This window comes from Micromonospora sp. NPDC048040, assembly GCF_055587185.1.
Map to the genome: position 1 here is coordinate 18,310 of NZ_JBVJGT010000018.1, position 15,347 is coordinate 33,656.

A 15,347-nucleotide genomic window follows, 5' to 3' on the forward strand; every position below is an offset into this window, starting at 1 on the left:
AGTGTTCAACAGTGAGTCCGAGTTGGAGGACCGGCTGACCCGGCCGTCGGCGGCGCTCGTCGCCGACCTGGCCGGCGACTCCGGCGACCTGGTGGTGCTCGGCGCCGGGGGCAAGATGGGCCCGTCGCTGTGCCGGCTGGCCCGCCGGGGGCTCGACGCCGCCGGCCGCACCGGCGACCGGGTGTACGCGGTGTCGCGCTGGTCGGACCGGGCGGCGGCCGACGCGCTGGCCGCCGACGGGGTGGAGCCGGTGGCGTTCGACCTGCTGGGCGACGGCGACCTGGGCGGCCTGCCCGACGCCCGCGACGTGATCTTCATGGTGGGCGCGAAGTTCGGCACCGCCACCGCCCCCCACCTGGCCTGGATGGTCAACGCGGTGCTGCCCGCCGCGGTGGCCCGCCGCTACCCGGCCGCCCGGATCGCCGCGTTCTCCACCGGCAACGTCTACCCGATGGTGCCGGTGACCTCCGGCGGCTGCGTGGAGACCGACCCGACCGGCCCGGTCGGCGACTACGCGATGAGCTGCCTCGGCCGCGAGCAGGTCTTCGCGCACGCCGCCGCGACCCGGGGCACCCCGGTCGCGGTGCTGCGGCTCAACTACGCCGTCGACCTGCGCTACGGGGTGCTCGCCGACATCGGGCAGGCGGTGCTGGCCGGCGACCCGGTCGACGTCACCACCGGCCACGTCAACGTGGTCTGGCAGGGCTACGCCAACGAGGTCGCCCTGCGGGCACTGCGGCACGCCAGCGCCGACGTGTGCACCCTGAACCTGACCGGCCCGGAGACCGCGCCGGTACGCCGGATCGCCGCCCGGTTCGGCGCGCGCCTGGGCAGGCCGGTGACGTACGCCGGCACCGAGGCGCCCACGGCGCTGCTCAACGACGCCACCCGCTGCCACGCGCTGTTCGGCTACCCGGACGTCCCGCTGGGCACCCTGATCGACTGGCAGGCCGACTGGCTGGCCTCCGGGCTGCCGACCTCCGGCAAGCCCACCAAGTTCGCCGTCCGCGACGGGAGGTTCTGACCGTGTCCCCGGAACTGCTGCGCGAAGGCACCGTCATCCCGGCGCACCCGCTGGCGCTGACCGCCGACCGTCGCCTCGACGAGCGGCGGCAGCGAGCGCTGACCCGCTACTACCTGGCCGCCGGGGCGGGCGGACTCGCCGTCGGCGTGCACACCACCCAGTTCGCCGTCCGGGAGGCCGGACTGCTGCGGCCGGTGCTCGCCCTGGCCGCCGAGACCGTCGACGCCGAGGCCGGCCGGCCGGTGGTGAAGGTCGCCGGGGCGTGCGGCCCCACCGTCCAGGCCGTCGCCGAGGCCGAGCTGGCGGCCGGGCTGGGCTACCACGCCGTGCTGCTGTCCCCCGTCGTGCCGGGCGCCGACGAGGCGTACCTGCTCCAGCGGGCGCGCGCCGTCGGCGACGTGCTGCCGGTGATCGGCTTCTACCTCCAGCCGGCCATCGGCGGCCCGCGCCTGTCCCCGGCGTTCTGGCGGGCGTTCGCCGACCTGCCGTCGGTGGTCGCGGTGAAGCTGGCCCCGTTCGACAGGTACCGCACCCTGGAGGCGGTGCGCGGGATCGCCGCCGCCGACCGGGGCGCGGAGGTGGCCCTGTACACCGGCAACGACGACAACATCCTCGGCGACCTGCTCGGCGAGTTCGCCGGCCGCCGGTTCGTCGGCGGGTTGCTCGGCCAGTGGGCGGTGTGGACCCGCGCGGCGGTGGCGATGTTCGACCGGGTGCGGGCGGCCCGCTCCGGCGACGCGGCGGCGCTGGCGGAGCTGACCGCCCGCGCGGCGGCGCTCACGGACGCGAACGCGGCGGTGTTCGACGCGGCGAACGACTTCGACGGCTGCATCGCCGGGGTCCACGAGGTGCTGCGCCGGCAGGGGCTGCTCGACGGGGTGTGGTGCCTCGACCCGGCCGAGGGGCTGTCGCCCGGCCAGGCCGAGGAGCTGACCCGGGTGAGCACCGCCTACCCGTGGCTGACGGACGACGACTTCGTCGCGGAGCGTCGCGATGACTGGCTCCGGTGAGCCCCCCGGGGCCGGCGCGGCCGGCAGGCCCGGGCCGCCGGACGGCCGACCCGTGACCACGCTCCCCGGCGGGCACCGTCCGGTCACCGTGGTGTCCGTACCGGCCGCACTGCGCGCCCAGTTCTTCCCCGACCGGGTCGGCGACCGGCTGACCACCGTCACCGATGCCACGCTGGTCGACGACCACGCGGCACTCACCCGCACCGACCTGGCGCCGCTGCTGGCCCGGGCCGAGGTGCTGGTGACCTCCTGGAGCGTTCCTCGGCTCGACGCGGCCCTGCTGGACCGCGCCCCCGCGCTCCGGCTGGTCGCGCACACCGGCGCGTCGGTCAAGCCGTTCGTGACCCCCGAGGTGTTCGCCCGCGGCATCACGGTCACCCAGGCGGGGCAGGGCATGGCCCGGTCGGTGGCCGAGGTCGCGCTCGCGTTCACCCTGGCCCTGCTGCACCAGACGCCCCGCTTCGACCACGCGCTGCGCGGCGGCGCGACCTGGAGCCGGGCGGAACAGGCGCCACCCCGGCACGAGATCCTCGGCTGCCCGGTCGGCGTCGTCGGCGCGTCCCGCACCGGGCGGGCGTACCTGGAGCTGGTCCGGGCCCTGGGGGCGGAGACCAGCGTGTACGACCCGACGCTGACCACGGCGGACGCCGCCGCGCTCGGCGTCCGGCTGGTCGGCCTGGACGAACTGCTCGCCGGTAGCCGGATCGTCGCGCTGCACGCACCGACCCTGCCGGAGACCCGGCACCTGCTCGGTGCCCGCGAGCTGGCGCTGCTGCCCGACGGCGCCGGGCTGGTCAACACCGCCCGGTCCTGGCTGGTCGACGAGGCGGCGCTCGTCGTGGAGCTGTCCCGCGGCCGGATCGACGCCGCGCTGGACGTCTTCGACGAGGAGCCGCTGCCCACCGGCCACCCGCTGCGGGCGCTGCCCAACGTGCTGCTCACCCCGCACCAGGCCGCCGGGACCGTGCAGGGTCGCCGGCGGCAGGGCGAGATCGTCGTCGACGAGATCATCCGGTACGTGACCGGTCGACCCCTCGCCCACGCGGTGACGCCCGAGATGCTGGCCCACACCGGCTGACCCGCCGTCCCCCACCCGATCCGTACGCGCTGGACCCGGGCCCGCCCGCGGCCCGCTGTCGGCAGAGAGGAAATCATGAAGTTCATGCGAATCGGCCCGGTCGGCGCCGAGCGGCCGGTGCTGTTCGACGGCGCCAACCACTTCGACCTGAGCGGGATCACCGCCGACATCGACGCGGCGTTCCTCGCCACTGACCCCGTGGGGCGCGTGCGAGCGGCGGGGCCGCTGCCGCTGCTCGACGTGACCGGGGAGCGGATCGGCGCCCCGATCGCCCGGCCCGGGGCGGTGCTCTGCATCGGGCAGAACTACAGCGCGCACGCCGCCGAGTCCGGAGTCGCCCCGCCCGGCGAGCCGATCCTGTTCCACAAGTCGCCGAACACCGTGGTGGGCCCGTACGACCAGGTGCTGGTGCCGCGTGGCTCGACGAGGACCGACTGGGAGGTGGAACTGGCCGTGGTGATCGGGAGACGCGTCCGCTACCTGGACTCCCCGGCTCAGGCGCTGGCCCACGTGGCGGGTTACGCGGTCACCAACGACGTGTCCGAACGGGACTACCAGTTCGCGGATCCCGGTGGCCAGTGGTCCAAGGGCAAGTCGTGCGAGACCTTCAACCCGCTCGGCCCGTGGCTGGTCACGCCGGACGAGGTGGGCGACCCGCAGGCACTGCGGCTACGTTCGTGGGTCAACGGCGAGCCCCGGCAGGACTCCCGCACGGCCGACATGATCTTCGACGTGGCGTACCTGATCTGGCACCTGTCCCAGTTCACCGTGCTGGAACCGGGCGACGTCCTCAACACCGGCACCCCGCAGGGGGTGGCGCTGTCCGGCCGGTTCCCCTACCTGGCGGCCGGCGACGTGATGGAGACGGCGATCGACGGGCTCGGCCGGCAGCGCAACGTGCTCGCGCCCGCGTGACCGCCCCCGTCGAGTACCGTCCGGCCACGCCGGCGGACGTACCGTCGCTCTACGCCACGTGGGCCGAGGCGTTCACGGACGCGCACGTGACCCGGCTCTACGCCCACGACCGCGACCGCTTCCGACGCACGTTCGTCGCGGTGGAGGCCGGAGCGGTCGTCGCCGCCGTCTACTACCTGCCCCGCCGGGTACGCAACGCCGCCGGCGGCGTCGACCTGGTCGGCGGCGTCGCCAACGTCGCCACCCGGGTCCAGGCCCGCGGTCGGGGTCACATCCGCCGCCTGCTCGACCTGGCCGTCGCGGCGATGGCAGCGGACGGCTGCGCCTGGTCGTTGCTGTTCACCGGCACACCGGGCGTCTACCTGAGCAGCGGCTACGACACGTTCACCCTGCGCCACCCGAGCGGTCGACCGGCAGCGGGCACTCCCCTGCCGCCGGACTGGACCGTGCGGGCGCGATCCCCGGTGGACTGGGCGGAACTCGCCCCCGTGCACGAGTCGTTCAACGCGCACCGGCCGCTGAGCACCGTGCGGGACGCCGACGACTGGCGGCTCCGGGTCCCGGTCTGGTACGCCCCACCCACCGAGCTACTGGTGGCCCGGCACCGCGACCGCACGGCGGGCTACCTGGCCGCGCAGTGGTCTCCCGGGCGCGTCCGAGTGGTCGAGGCCGCTGCCCGCCCCGACCGGCCGGACGCCCTGCGCGCCCTGTTCGGCGCCGTCGCCCGCACCGCCGCCGAACGCGACGTACGGCACTGTACGGCCCGGCTGCCGGCCGACCCGGCGATCGAGGCGGCACTACCGTGTCTCCTGGCCGACCCGGTGACCGAGGCCGACACCACCGGCATGGTCCGGCCGATCCACGCGGCACCCGACCACCTGGCCGCGATCACCGGCGCGCCCGGGGCCTTCCACTGGCCGGCCGACTATCTGTGAACACCGCACGAGCCGCACCCCGCCGGCGACGGCGACACGGGGCGGCCCACGCCACGTACGGCACACCAGGGAGGTCCGATGGTCGTCGCGGAACAGGTCACGCCGGCGGTCGCGGGACACGGCGAAGGGCCGGTGTGGTGCCCCGACGACCAGCGGCTGCGCTGGGTCGACATGCTGGTCGGGGACGTCCTGGCGCTGGACCCGGCCACCGGGGCGGTCAGCCGCCGGCACGTCGCCCCGGTGGTCGCGGCCCTGCGCCCGCGATCCGGCGGTGGCCTCGTCGCCGCCGTCGAGCGGGGCTTCGCGCTGCTCGGGGACGACTCGGTGGAGTTGCTGCCCGAGCTCTGGTCGGACCCGTCGATCCGGATGAACGACGGCGGATGCGACCCGCTCGGGCGCTTCTACTGCGGCTCGATGGCGTACGACGCCGCGCCGGGTCGGGCCGCGCTGCACCGGCTCAGCCCGAGCGGTGCCGTCGAGACGGTGCTCACCGGGCTCACCGTCTCCAACGGCCTGGCCTGGACCCGGGACGGCAGGACCGCCTGGTATGTCGACTCGGCCACCCACCGGGTGGACGCCTTCGCCTTCGACCTGACCACCGGCGAGCTGCACGACCGGCGGCCGGTGGTCGCGGTGCCGCCCGACGCGGGCACGCCGGACGGGCTCTGCCTCGACGTCGAGGGCGGTGTCTGGGTCGCCCTGTGGGACGGGGGCGCCGTCCACCGGTACGCCCCGGACGGCCGCCTCACCGCCGTCGTGGAGCTGCCGGTTCGGCGCCCCACCGCGTGCGCGTTCGGCGGCCCCGACCACGCTGACCTCTACGTCACCACCTCCCGCCAGGGCCTGCCGGCCGACGACCGCTCCCCGGCCGGGGCGCTGTTCCGGATCCGACCCGAGGTGCCGGGGTTCCCCGAGCACACCTTCGCGGGCTGACAGCGGCGCCGGGCCAGCGGATGGCCGGGTTGACCACGCCGGCGGCGCCCGGTCGCTGGCCGCGGCGCCAGGCCCGATCGCGCGCCACGTCTCGCGACGCAGGTGACGGCCCGCCGCTGATCGGCGTCGCCAGGGGCGCTCGTCGGCGACCAGCACGTCGCGGTCGCCGGCAAGGGTGTGGTTCAGCGTCGGCCCGTCTCGGCTCCGATCGCCGACAGCATGACGTCACGAGCCGGCACGGGTGAGTCCTCGGTGATGCGGGTGAGCCCGGCGAGCCCGACTCCGAGCATGAGGATCCGCCAGGCAGCCGTTCGCGCCTGCGCTGCCTCGGAGTCCCCGGCCAGGACCGCGGCGAGGACGTCGGTCAGCCGTGAGAGCGTCTCGACGTAGCTCCTCGCGACGAGGGGGCGCTGCTGTGCGTGTGCACCCGCCTCGGCCCACCGCGCCAGCGCGTGCCCGTCCCCGTCGGTGCTCACGAGGTCGGCGAAGAAGAGCACGAGCGCGTCGTACGCCTCGAGGCCGTCGACGTTGTGCTCGTACTCGTCGATCTGCTGCGCGGCGTAGTGCCGCCAGGCCTCGGCGGCGAGCTCGTCGGTTGACGCGAAGTGGTGGTGGATCTGGCCCTGCGACCCGCCAAGTTCGTCCGCCACGATTCTGGCCGTCACCGCACTCAAGCCGTCGCGCTCGACCACGGCGGCCCCCGCCTCGACGATCGAACGGCGCCGCTCCGCACGCGCCAGGTACGCCATCACTTCCTCCCTCGTACGGTTCTCGGAGTGCTCGACACCGAGCGTAGGAACGCGACGGTACGCATCCGCAGCCCCTCCCTGCGCTCCCGGATGATCTCGTCGACCGGTGGGTCGAACGGTCCGAGGACGGGCGCGCTGTGCACCTTCGTGGCGCAGTCGAGGTCGGTGCACACGAGGATGCCGAGCGTGCTCAGCCGCTGGCGCTTGTCCGCAGAGGGGCGCGGCGCGGAGAAGAGGGCGACCTCGTTGAAGCGCCGCATGAAGTGGCACAGCGAGCACATGACCGCTCGCCCGCCGAGCTCAGCCCGGCTTGGGCTCTGGCGGAGCAAGGCGCCCGACGCCGTGCCGTCGATGTCGGTGACCAGGTAGGCGCGCAACGGCGCTCGGGGATCTCGCCACCCGAGGTAGTCGAGCTTGCCCCACGCGACCTCGTCGAACCAGGCCGGCAGACGGACCTTGCTCTCGACCGCGTCCAGGTTCGCGATCGCACCGCGCACCTCGTCCCGGCTCATCACCCGCACGACGTCACCTCCTGGCCAATCCTGTACACGCGTACAACTTGTAACTCGATACAAGTTCCCTGTCTACTCGATTTCCGGTGTGCCTGGCGTCGCGAGCCAAGTCGCCAGACGTCGGTGAGGCCTGGCCTGCGGAAGGGTCAGCGCCGCCGCAACGCGTAGAGCGCCGCGCTGGCGGCGAAGAGCGCCCCGCTGATCGCCAGCCAGCGGGCCAGCAGCGGTCGCGGGGCCAGGCCGGTCGCCGCTGTGTATGTCTCGTCGCCGAGACCGAGGATGCCGGGAAGGTAGACGAGTAGCAGCAGCCCGGCAGCAAGCGCGGGCACCCGCACGTGGTTCAGCGCCGACGGTGCGCCTCGGCGCCCCGGGGCGGCGCGCAGCCCCCGGTCGATCGACGCGTAGACCGGGAACAGGAGCAGGTCGTGGGCGATGACCGCGCCGAGGAACCAGAGCAGCATCCCGCCTGCGGCCGGTTCCCCGGACAGCCGCAACGCGATCCAGCCCGTCACTGCGAAACAGCCGAGCAGGAGCAGCAGGTGCCAGGGCGCGGCGCCGTAGCCGCGCCGGAACTCAACCATCAGCATGTTCCTCGAAGGCGATCTCCCGGACCCACTTGGTGCAGTGCACCCCGGGCAGTGCCGGCACGATGATCCGCGCCGGGTAGCCGTGGTCGAGGGACAGATCGACACCGTTGACCCGCAGGGCGAGCAACGATTCCGGGTCACGGACCTGGTTGGGCTGCAACCGGGCCTGACGGAACAGGCCGCTCCGTTCCATCGATCGGACCCGCGCCGGGGCGGACTCGGGCACGCCGACCAGGGCGGCGAGGTCGCGCAGCCGCACCCCGGTCCAGGTCTGCGCCGTCGACCAACCCTCGACGCAGGCGATCGGCAGGTCCGCGGTGTGCTGCGCCATCGCGAGCAGGCCGTCACGGTCCAACTCCACGCTGCGGCCGCCGCCCCGCACGCTGAGCCGCCAGTTCGCCCCGGTGTCGGCGGACCGGATGCCGGCTGCGGCAGCGCTGCGGTTCACCGGGAAGCCGTTCGGCCCGTCGCCGTGCTGCCGCCCCCGGGGCAGCAGCAGCGCGGTGCGGCGCAGCACGCCGTCCATGCTCTGCCCGACGGTCAGCGCCGCGAGCAGCAACGCGGCGCCCCCGGTCAGGGCCAGGACACCGCGTCGGCTCATCGTCGCCGGACCCGGGCGCCGGGCAACCAGCCCGTCCGGGTCCGCCGGCTCCGGTCGGGTCCCGGCCGGCGGGGTACGCGCGAAGCCCGGACCGCGCAACGCGGAGACCATCCGGGGCAACTTGATCGCCACGTGGGTGACCAGGGCGGCGGTGAAGACCCAGGCGCCGTACCAGTGCGCGGTGTAGAAGTCGAACCCGAACAGGTAGGCGTACTGGATGTCGAGCAGGCCGGTGGCCATCTCGAAGAGGATCCCGCCGACCAGCAGCAACAGCGACAGTCGCTCCAAAGCCTGAGCCGCCGACCGAGCCGGCGGCCAGTCGAAGAGCTTCGGCACCACCGACCAGAGTTTGGCCAGCACCACCGGCACCAGCACGATGCCGAGTGTCACGTGCAGGCCCTGGGTGACCCGGAACAGCCAGGCCGGGCGGGTCGGCCAGTCGAAGACGGGCGGGTGCAGCCAGCCCACGTCGCGGGGAAGGGCCTGGCCGAGGCGGGGACCGTAGGCGATCCAGTCCAACAGTCCGGTGATGATCACCAGCGGTAGAGCGGCAAGCAGGACGGCACCGAACACCGAGGTCAGCCACGGGCCGCGTACCGGGCTGCGCCAGGCGCCGGCGGCAGCCTCGGCACCCGGTGGGCGGTGCCGGTCCAGCGCCCGCCACAGCCGCGCCGGGTAGGCGTACCCCTGGCTGTCGGTCGTCCCGGCGGCGGGCGGCCGGGGTGGCACGGCGGCAGGCTCGGGCCGGCCGGATGCCCGCGTCGGCTCTCCGGGGTCGGGCCCCGGAGGCGGGTCTGGCGGCGGATCGGCGGGCACGTTTCTCCTGGCAGCGGGTCGTCGAGCCCGGCGCGGCGGGCCCTCGTGCAGCACGCTAACCGGTAGCACCGCCCGCCGGCTGGCTTTGCCGCATTACCGAAGGCTCACCGCCGGTCCGCATTACCGGGGGGCTCACCGCCGGTCCCTTTCGGAAATGCTGACGTCGACCCGAACCGGCCCGCGGGGCTATCGGTTTGACCTAGCGTGACGGGAATGCGCGTACTCGTCACCGGCGCCGCCGGATTCATCGGATCGCAGGTCGCGGACCTGCTCGTCGCCGAGGGGCACCACGTGGTGTGCCTGGACGCGCTGCTGCCGCAGGCACACGGCGGTGCCCTTCCCGAATGGTCCCGCCGGCACGACCCGGTGGTCGGGGACATCCGGGACGCGAGGCTGCTCGACGACCTGCTGAGCGGCGTCGACGCCGTCTGTCACCAGGCGGCGATGGTCGGACACGGGCTGGACCCGTCGGACGCCCCCGACTACGCCAGCCACAACGACTACGGCACCGCGGTGCTGCTCGCCGCGATGCACCGGGCCGGAGTGTCCCGCCTGGTGCTGGCCAGCTCGATGGTGGTGTACGGCGAGGGGCGCTACGTGTGCGCCCGGCACGGCGTCGTCCGGCCCGCCCCGCGGCGCCCGGCCGACCTGGCCGCCGGCCGGTACGACCCCACCTGCCCGGAGTGCACCGGCACCCTCACCCCGGCGCTCGTGCCCGAGGATGCCCCGCTGGAGCCGCACAGCACGTACGCGGCCAGCAAGCTGGCGCAGGAGCACCTGGCCGCCGCCTGGGGCCGGCAGACCGGGGGCGGGGTGTGGGCGCTGCGTTACCACAACGTCTACGGTCCCCGGATGCCCCGCGACACCCCGTACGCCGGGGTCGCGTCGATCTTCCGGTCGGCGCTGGCGGACGGCCGGCCGCCGCGCGTCTACGAGGACGGCCGGCAGCGGCGCGACTTCGTGCACGTCACCGACGTGGCGCGGGCGAACCTGCTGGCCCTGACCGCGCCGGCGCCGGACGGCCTGGTGCCGGTGAACGTCTGCTCCGGCGAGCCGCACACCGTCGGCGACCTGGCCGCCGCCCTGGCGTCGGCGATGGGTGGGCCGGCGCCGGTGGTGGTCGGCGGGGCCCGGGCCGCGGACGTGCGGCACGTGGTGGCCGACCCCGCTCGCGCACGCGAACTGCTCGGCTACACCGCCCGGGTCGGCTTCGTCGACGGGGTGACCGCCTTCGCTACCGACCCGCTGCGCGAGCCCGCCGCCGTGGCGGTCTGACCACCCCACCGCACCCGCCGCCCGCTGGCCCGCCCGGCGACTCCGCCGGCGGACCGCCCCGGCCGTCCCGGGTCGCGGCCCCACCCGCTCCCCGACGAGGTCGGCGTTCGGTCAGGAGACGGTGAACAGCAGGTGGTTCACGGCGAGGGCGGTCAGCGCCTGCCCCGCCAGCCACCAACGCCGAGCCGGCGCGGGCAGGTGCGCGACGGCGACCAGCAGCCAGACCGCGAACGGCAGCCAGATTCGCTCCACCTCGGCCTTGCTCATCCCGGACAGATCGGCGGCGGCCACGGCCAGCGCGGCGGCGGCCGGCAGCAGCACGGTCGGTCCGCGCCCCCGGACCCGCCCCGCGAGTGCGACGAGCCGGTGGTGCCGCACGAGGCCGCGCACCGCCGCACCACCCGGCTCCGGGCCGCCGGCCACCGGGACCGACGGACCACTTCCGACCCGTGTCACCGCCCCCCGGCCCGCCCGAGCCGCGAGCAGTGCGCGGCGCAGCGCCGGCCCGGCCACCGGTCCGGCAGCGAGCAGCAGCGCCGCCAGGTTCGCCCAGACCCAGTAGCCGTACGGGCGGTCGGCCGCCCAGCCCTGGTAGTAGCGCTCCACCACCAGGTCGTACCCCCGCCACCACTGAAAGCCGGCGACGGTGAACACCACCACCACCGCGACGACCCCGGCCGCACCGGCGAACATCGCGCCGCGCCGACGCGCCGGCCGCAACGCCAGCACCGCGAGGGCCAGTGCCGCAACCAGCACGAAGCCGTACGACAGGTACAGCGCGAAGCCGAGCAGCAGCCCGCCGGCCAGCGCGATCACGGGCCCCCGTAGCGCCAGCAGGGCCAAGCCGGCGGCGACCACACCGGCGAAGACACCGTCGGCGGAGGCGCCCACCCAGACCGCCCCGGGCAGCAGCACCAGGAACGGCAGCACCGCCCGAGCCGCCTCGCCTGCGCCCAGCGCCCGAAGCGTGACCGGCACGGACACCGCCACGGTCGCGCCGATCAGGACGCAGGCCAACGCCGCCGCCGTCCCGCCGCCCAGGCCGATCCGGTCCAGCCCGACGAAGAGCAGCAGGGCTCCCGGCGGATGGCCGGCGGTGTGGGTGGACCACGAGTCCGGCTGGAAGTCGAGGATCCGGTCGGTGAAGCCGACCAGCATCCGCCCGACATCGGTGACCCGCGGCACCTCGTGCAGGTACTCCGCCTGCGGAGTGAGCCGCCGGGCGAGCCCGTCCGACCAGCCGTCCACCAGCGCCAGGGCGAGCGTCCAGGCCACCGCCGCCAGGTAGCCGGCGAACAGCAGCGGACCCCACCGGGCCGCTCGAGCCCACCGCAGCCCCGGCCCGAGCACCGCCACGGCGACCACCAGCGCGGCCGGGGTGCCCCAGCCCAGGTGCGGCCGCCAGGTGGCGTAGAGCGGGGCGGCCTCGGCGTGCAGGTCCACGCCCCGATGGTTCAGCACCGCGCCGATCACCACGGCCGTGGCCAGCAGCGCCGCCTCGACGCCCAGCACGACCAGGTCGCCCCCGTCGCGCGCCGGGACGCGGTCGGAAACGGGCGAGCGGGAAAGTGTGGCACCGGGTCTCATGTCGACCGGACGGTACGGTCTGCCCCGCCCCCTGTCAGCCGAATCGCCGCTACGTCACCGGACGGTAAGAAGTGCCTGTCCGGTAGGCGTTCCGTAAGGCCGAACGCGGAACGAGTGGCCCCGCGCGGACTTAGCGTCGGGGTATGCCGACACCGATCGACGTGGTGCTGCCGTGCCTGGACGAAGCCGCCGCGCTGCCCGCCGTGCTGACCGCGCTGCCGCCCGGATACCAGGCGATCGTGGTGGACAACGGCTCTCGAGACGCCTCGGCCGAGGTGGCCGCCCGGCACGGCGCCCGGGTGGTCCATGAGCGCCGTCGGGGGTACGGCGCGGCCGTGCACGCCGGGATCGAGGCCGCCGAGACCGAACTGGTGTGCGTCCTGGACGCCGACGGCTCATTCTCCCCTCGGGAGCTGCCCGCCCTGGTCACCCCGGTCGCCGGGGGCAACGCCGACCTGGCCGTCGGCCGTCGCCGGCCGGTCCGTGTCGGGGTCTGGCCCTGGCACGCCCGGGCCGGAACGGCGCTGGTCGCCGCGCTGCTGCGGCACCGAGGGGTCCCGCTGCGCGACCTCAGCCCGATGCGGGTGGCCCGTCGGGAGGCGTTGCTCGGTCTCGGCGTCACCGACCGGGCCTTCGGCTACCCGCTGGAGCTGCTGATCCGGGCCGCCGCCGCAGGTTGGCGCATCCACGAACTCGACGTCGCGTACGCCCCGCGTGCCACGGGCACCCGCTCCAAGGTCTCCGGCTCGTTCCGGGGCACCCTGCGCGCCACCCGGGACTTCGCGACCGTGCTGCGCACCGTGGAGCGCCCCCGGTGACCGTGCTGCTGGTGGTCGCCAAGGCCCCCGTGCCCGGCATGGTCAAGACCCGGCTCTGCCCACCGGCGACCCCGGTCCAGGCCGCCCAACTGGCCGCCGCCGCGCTGCGCGACACCCTGGACGCCGTCCGGGACACTCCCGGGGTGACGCCGGTGCTGGCGTTGGCCGGGCGCCTCACCGACGCCGAGGACGCCGCCGACCTGACCGCCGCCGTCGCCGGTTGGCCGGTCCTGCCGCAGCGGGGCGTGGATTTCGCGGCCCGACTCGCGAACGCCCACGTCGACGTCGCCGACGCGTTCCCCGGCCGTCAGGTGCTTCAGATCGGGATGGACACCCCGCAGCTGACGCCGGCGCGGCTGGCCGCCGCCGTACGCCGGCTGACGGACGCCGAAGCGGTGCTGGGACGGGCCGCCGACGGCGGCTGGTGGGCGCTGGGGCTACGCGACCCGCGGCAGGCGGTGGCGCTGCGCGGGGTGCCGATGTCCACTCCGCGCACCGGCCGGTCGACGTGGTCCGCGCTGACCGGGCGAGGGCTGCGCACGATGCCGCTGCCGGTGCTGCGGGACGTGGACGACTGGTCGGACGCGCGGGCGGTGGCCGCGGCGACCCCGGGTGGCCGCTTCGCCCGCCAGGTCGCGGCGGTGCGCCGCGCCATGGTGGTGCGGGCGTGACCGGGGACGGTTTCGCCGCCGCCCTGCGCGACCGGGGCGACAACGCGCACTGGCTGGTGCCCGCCGACGGACTTCGCCGCCGACTGCCGGTGCACCGGTGGCACGGGCCCGCCGGGATGGCAGAGGCGGCGGTGGTCACCCGCTGCACCGGTCCCACCCTCGACCTGGGTTGCGGCCCGGGCCGGGTGACCCTGGCACTGACCGTGGCCGGGCTGACCACCCTCGGGGTGGACGTGTCGGCCCGGGCGGTGGCGCTGACCCGGGCCCGGGGCGCGGTCGCCGTGCGGGCAGACCTGTTCGGCCCGTTGCCGGCGGAGGGACGCTGGGCACACGCGGTCCTGCTGGACGGGAACATCGGCATCGGGGGCGACCCGATCGCGCTGCTGCGCCGGTGCCGGGCGTTGCTGCGGCCGGCGGGAACAGTGCTGGTCGAGCTGGAGCCGCCCGGATCCGGCACCTGGCAGGGACAGGTCCACGTGGCATCCGGCCGGCACCGGGGCCCGACCTTCCGCTGGGCGTGGCTCGACACGTGCGCGGTGGCGGGCACGGCGGCGGCGGCCGGGTTGGCGGTCGGCGAGGTGTTCCGCTCCGGCCGCCGCTGGTTCGCCGAGTTGACCCGGCCGGAGCGTCCGGGCGCGCCCCGACGCGCACCCGTCGTGGCACTGCCACAGCCGTGATCTTCATCAGTAGTTGGCGCAACGTCGGGTGGCCTGGATCGGCCACCGGGGTATCGGTGACGTTGTGTAACGAGCACCACCGCGGGGGCGGGCCGCTCCTGGCGATGTGAGTGCGTCGCCCGACCGCCAGGGTGAACGCCTGCGTGTGCGCGTGCCAAGCCTCGTCAGCGCAGGGGCCGCCGACGACTGAGCCCGGGCCGCACCCCGGGCAATGGACCGGGCGCTAACGCGTTGCCGGGACGGGGATGAGGCGCGGTCCCGTGCCTGGAACTCGGATGTAGAGGTCAGGCTGCCTGTGCGGATGACGAAGCGGCCGTCTCCTGTCCGCTGCCGCCTGAGCCGCTGCGCAACCGGACTTCGGCGCCGTTCTGTTCGTAGCTCTGCTGCGACACCTGGACGAGCACCGCGTCACGGTGATAGTCCGGCAATGTGATGGCGCCGCAGCTGACCATGGTGGCGCGCAGTTTCGCGACCGTGCGGGCAATGTTGGGGTAGAGCCTGCCGGGCATACGGCACATAGCCATCGACGCCTTCCTCGAACGGCAGCTCGGTCTCGCCCTGGTCGTAGCGGGCGACGTTCCGGGCCCGCTGGGAGCCTTCACCCCAGTATTCCGTCAGCTTCTCGGGCCTTGAAGGGCCGAGCTTGCAGATCGTGCTCGATGCTGGCTGTATCGGTCACGCCGCGTTCGGCAGGCTGACTGCTGCCCAGTCCGTGGCACCGCGTGTGGCGATGTTGCGGGCTGCGTTCACGTCGGCGTGCTCAGCGAAGCCGCAGGACGTGCATCGGAAGGTGGATTGGTGGGGGCGGTTGGCTTTGGCGGTGTGCCCGCAGGTGGAGCAGCCCTGCGAGGTGTATGCCGGGTCGACGTGGACGACGGCCAGCCCGGCTCGTGTCGCTTTGTAGGCGATGAACTGGCCGAGTTGGTGGAACGCCCACGTGTGCAGTGTGACCCGCTGGGGCCGTCGGAGCCGTACCCGGTCGCGGATGCCCGTGAGGTTCTCCAGGGCGATGCCGCGGCCGGTGCGTTCGGCCTCGGTCACGATCTGCTTGGCGATGCGATGGTTGGGTGTCGGCCGCGAACCGGGCTTCCTTACGGCGGCGGGCCTTCAACAGCCGCTTGGCCGATTTGGTGCCGATGCGTTGGAGCTTGGCCCGTAG

17 protein-coding genes are annotated in these 15,347 nt (G+C 74.7%); 10 read left to right on the forward strand and 7 right to left on the reverse strand.

Annotated elements, in window-relative coordinates; genetic code table 11:
• Position 1: 1 nt before the first annotated feature.
• From ACZ6O2_RS18840 to ACZ6O2_RS18865, 6 genes are all read left to right on the forward strand, one after another.
• Entirely contained in the window at positions 2 to 1,024 is a 1,023-nt protein-coding gene (locus tag ACZ6O2_RS18840; RefSeq protein WP_466023692.1) for an NAD-dependent epimerase/dehydratase family protein, read from the forward strand.
• A gap of 2 nt (positions 1,025 to 1,026) precedes the next feature.
• Positions 1,027 to 2,034, forward strand: a complete 1,008-nt coding sequence (locus tag ACZ6O2_RS18845; protein ID WP_466023693.1) for a dihydrodipicolinate synthase family protein — start codon at positions 1,027 to 1,029, stop codon at positions 2,032 to 2,034.
• Between the two features lie 52 nt (positions 2,035 to 2,086).
• Entirely contained in the window at positions 2,087 to 3,112 is a 1,026-nt protein-coding gene (locus ACZ6O2_RS18850) for a hydroxyacid dehydrogenase (RefSeq protein WP_466023694.1), read from the forward strand.
• A gap of 75 nt (positions 3,113 to 3,187) precedes the next feature.
• Complete coding sequence (locus tag ACZ6O2_RS18855; protein WP_466023695.1) at positions 3,188 to 4,027, forward strand: fumarylacetoacetate hydrolase family protein; 840 nt, start codon at positions 3,188 to 3,190, stop codon at positions 4,025 to 4,027.
• A complete protein-coding gene (locus tag ACZ6O2_RS18860; protein ID WP_466023696.1) occupies positions 4,024 to 4,962 on the forward strand; it encodes a GNAT family N-acetyltransferase in 939 nt (312 codons plus the stop codon). Before ACZ6O2_RS18855 ends, ACZ6O2_RS18860 begins: the two co-directional genes overlap by 4 nt.
• Positions 4,963 to 5,040: 78 nt before the next feature.
• Complete coding sequence (locus tag ACZ6O2_RS18865) at positions 5,041 to 5,895, forward strand: SMP-30/gluconolactonase/LRE family protein (protein WP_350705908.1); 855 nt, start codon at positions 5,041 to 5,043, stop codon at positions 5,893 to 5,895.
• A gap of 182 nt (positions 5,896 to 6,077) precedes the next feature.
• On the opposite strand, the gene ACZ6O2_RS18870 is transcribed toward ACZ6O2_RS18865, so the two are convergent.
• From ACZ6O2_RS18870 to ACZ6O2_RS18885, 4 genes are all read right to left on the reverse strand, one after another.
• Positions 6,078 to 6,644 carry a TetR family transcriptional regulator gene (locus tag ACZ6O2_RS18870; protein ID WP_466023697.1) on the reverse strand — a complete coding sequence of 189 codons (567 nt, stop codon included), beginning with the start codon at positions 6,642 to 6,644 and terminating at the stop codon, positions 6,078 to 6,080.
• On the reverse strand, positions 6,644 to 7,156 hold the full coding sequence (locus tag ACZ6O2_RS18875) for an FBP domain-containing protein (protein ID WP_350706183.1): 513 nt from the start codon (positions 7,154 to 7,156) through the stop codon (positions 6,644 to 6,646). Before ACZ6O2_RS18875 ends, ACZ6O2_RS18870 begins: the two co-directional genes overlap by 1 nt.
• A 146-nt stretch (positions 7,157 to 7,302) precedes the next feature.
• Positions 7,303 to 7,737 carry a hypothetical protein gene (locus ACZ6O2_RS18880; RefSeq protein WP_466023698.1) on the reverse strand — a complete coding sequence of 145 codons (435 nt, stop codon included), beginning with the start codon at positions 7,735 to 7,737 and terminating at the stop codon, positions 7,303 to 7,305.
• A complete protein-coding gene (locus ACZ6O2_RS18885) occupies positions 7,730 to 9,073 on the reverse strand; it encodes a molybdopterin-dependent oxidoreductase (protein WP_466023699.1) in 1,344 nt (447 codons plus the stop codon). Before ACZ6O2_RS18885 ends, ACZ6O2_RS18880 begins: the two co-directional genes overlap by 8 nt.
• 300 nt (positions 9,074 to 9,373) lie before the next feature.
• Between ACZ6O2_RS18885 and ACZ6O2_RS18890 the strand changes: the two genes are divergently transcribed.
• The gene (locus ACZ6O2_RS18890; RefSeq protein ID WP_466023700.1) at positions 9,374 to 10,435 is read left to right on the forward strand and encodes an NAD-dependent epimerase/dehydratase family protein; all 1,062 of its coding nucleotides are present in this window, start codon (positions 9,374 to 9,376) and stop codon (positions 10,433 to 10,435) included.
• A 111-nt stretch (positions 10,436 to 10,546) separates the two neighbouring features.
• On the opposite strand, the gene ACZ6O2_RS18895 is transcribed toward ACZ6O2_RS18890, so the two are convergent.
• Positions 10,547 to 12,022, reverse strand: a complete 1,476-nt coding sequence (locus ACZ6O2_RS18895; RefSeq protein ID WP_466023701.1) for a hypothetical protein — start codon at positions 12,020 to 12,022, stop codon at positions 10,547 to 10,549.
• Between the two features lie 143 nt (positions 12,023 to 12,165).
• Between ACZ6O2_RS18895 and ACZ6O2_RS18900 the strand changes: the two genes are divergently transcribed.
• The 3 genes from ACZ6O2_RS18900 to ACZ6O2_RS18910 are packed head-to-tail and all read left to right on the forward strand — an operon-like array spanning position 12,166 to position 14,188.
• Positions 12,166 to 12,840: a glycosyltransferase family 2 protein gene (locus tag ACZ6O2_RS18900; RefSeq protein ID WP_466023702.1), complete on the forward strand. Its 675-nt coding sequence runs from the start codon at positions 12,166 to 12,168 to the stop codon at positions 12,838 to 12,840.
• On the forward strand, positions 12,837 to 13,511 hold the full coding sequence (locus ACZ6O2_RS18905; RefSeq protein ID WP_350705897.1) for a TIGR04282 family arsenosugar biosynthesis glycosyltransferase: 675 nt from the start codon (positions 12,837 to 12,839) through the stop codon (positions 13,509 to 13,511). Before ACZ6O2_RS18900 ends, ACZ6O2_RS18905 begins: the two co-directional genes overlap by 4 nt.
• The gene (locus ACZ6O2_RS18910) at positions 13,508 to 14,188 is read left to right on the forward strand and encodes a methyltransferase domain-containing protein (RefSeq protein ID WP_466023703.1); all 681 of its coding nucleotides are present in this window, start codon (positions 13,508 to 13,510) and stop codon (positions 14,186 to 14,188) included. The genes ACZ6O2_RS18905 and ACZ6O2_RS18910 overlap by 4 nt, the downstream gene beginning before the upstream one ends.
• 284 nt (positions 14,189 to 14,472) lie before the next feature.
• On the opposite strand, the gene ACZ6O2_RS18915 is transcribed toward ACZ6O2_RS18910, so the two are convergent.
• The gene (locus tag ACZ6O2_RS18915; RefSeq protein WP_466023704.1) at positions 14,473 to 14,697 is read right to left on the reverse strand and encodes a hypothetical protein; all 225 of its coding nucleotides are present in this window, start codon (positions 14,695 to 14,697) and stop codon (positions 14,473 to 14,475) included.
• A gap of 166 nt (positions 14,698 to 14,863) precedes the next feature.
• Positions 14,864 to 15,229 (reverse strand): RNA-guided endonuclease InsQ/TnpB family protein, encoded by a 366-nt coding sequence (locus ACZ6O2_RS18920; RefSeq protein WP_466023705.1) that lies wholly within the window; start codon positions 15,227 to 15,229, stop codon positions 14,864 to 14,866.
• Positions 15,230 to 15,347 lie beyond the last annotated feature (118 nt).

What these genes read in the sequence shown, in the direction of transcription:
- ACZ6O2_RS18855 (WP_466023695.1), top strand. Translation starts at nt 3,188, where the DNA reads ATGAAGTTCATGCGAATCGGCCCGGTCGGCGCCGAGCGGCCGGTGCTG.
- ACZ6O2_RS18865 (WP_350705908.1), top strand. Translation starts at nt 5,041, where the DNA reads ATGGTCGTCGCGGAACAGGTCACGCCGGCGGTCGCGGGACACGGCGAA.
- ACZ6O2_RS18870 (WP_466023697.1), bottom strand. Translation starts at nt 6,644, where the DNA reads ATGGCGTACCTGGCGCGTGCGGAGCGGCGCCGTTCGATCGTCGAGGCG.
- ACZ6O2_RS18875 (WP_350706183.1), bottom strand. Translation starts at nt 7,156, where the DNA reads ATGAGCCGGGACGAGGTGCGCGGTGCGATCGCGAACCTGGACGCGGTC.
- ACZ6O2_RS18880 (WP_466023698.1), bottom strand. Translation starts at nt 7,737, where the DNA reads ATGGTTGAGTTCCGGCGCGGCTACGGCGCCGCGCCCTGGCACCTGCTG.
- ACZ6O2_RS18890 (WP_466023700.1), top strand. Translation starts at nt 9,374, where the DNA reads ATGCGCGTACTCGTCACCGGCGCCGCCGGATTCATCGGATCGCAGGTC.
- ACZ6O2_RS18895 (WP_466023701.1), bottom strand. Translation starts at nt 12,022, where the DNA reads ATGAGACCCGGTGCCACACTTTCCCGCTCGCCCGTTTCCGACCGCGTC.
- ACZ6O2_RS18900 (WP_466023702.1), top strand. Translation starts at nt 12,166, where the DNA reads ATGCCGACACCGATCGACGTGGTGCTGCCGTGCCTGGACGAAGCCGCC.
- ACZ6O2_RS18915 (WP_466023704.1), bottom strand. Translation starts at nt 14,697, where the DNA reads ATGCCCGGCAGGCTCTACCCCAACATTGCCCGCACGGTCGCGAAACTG.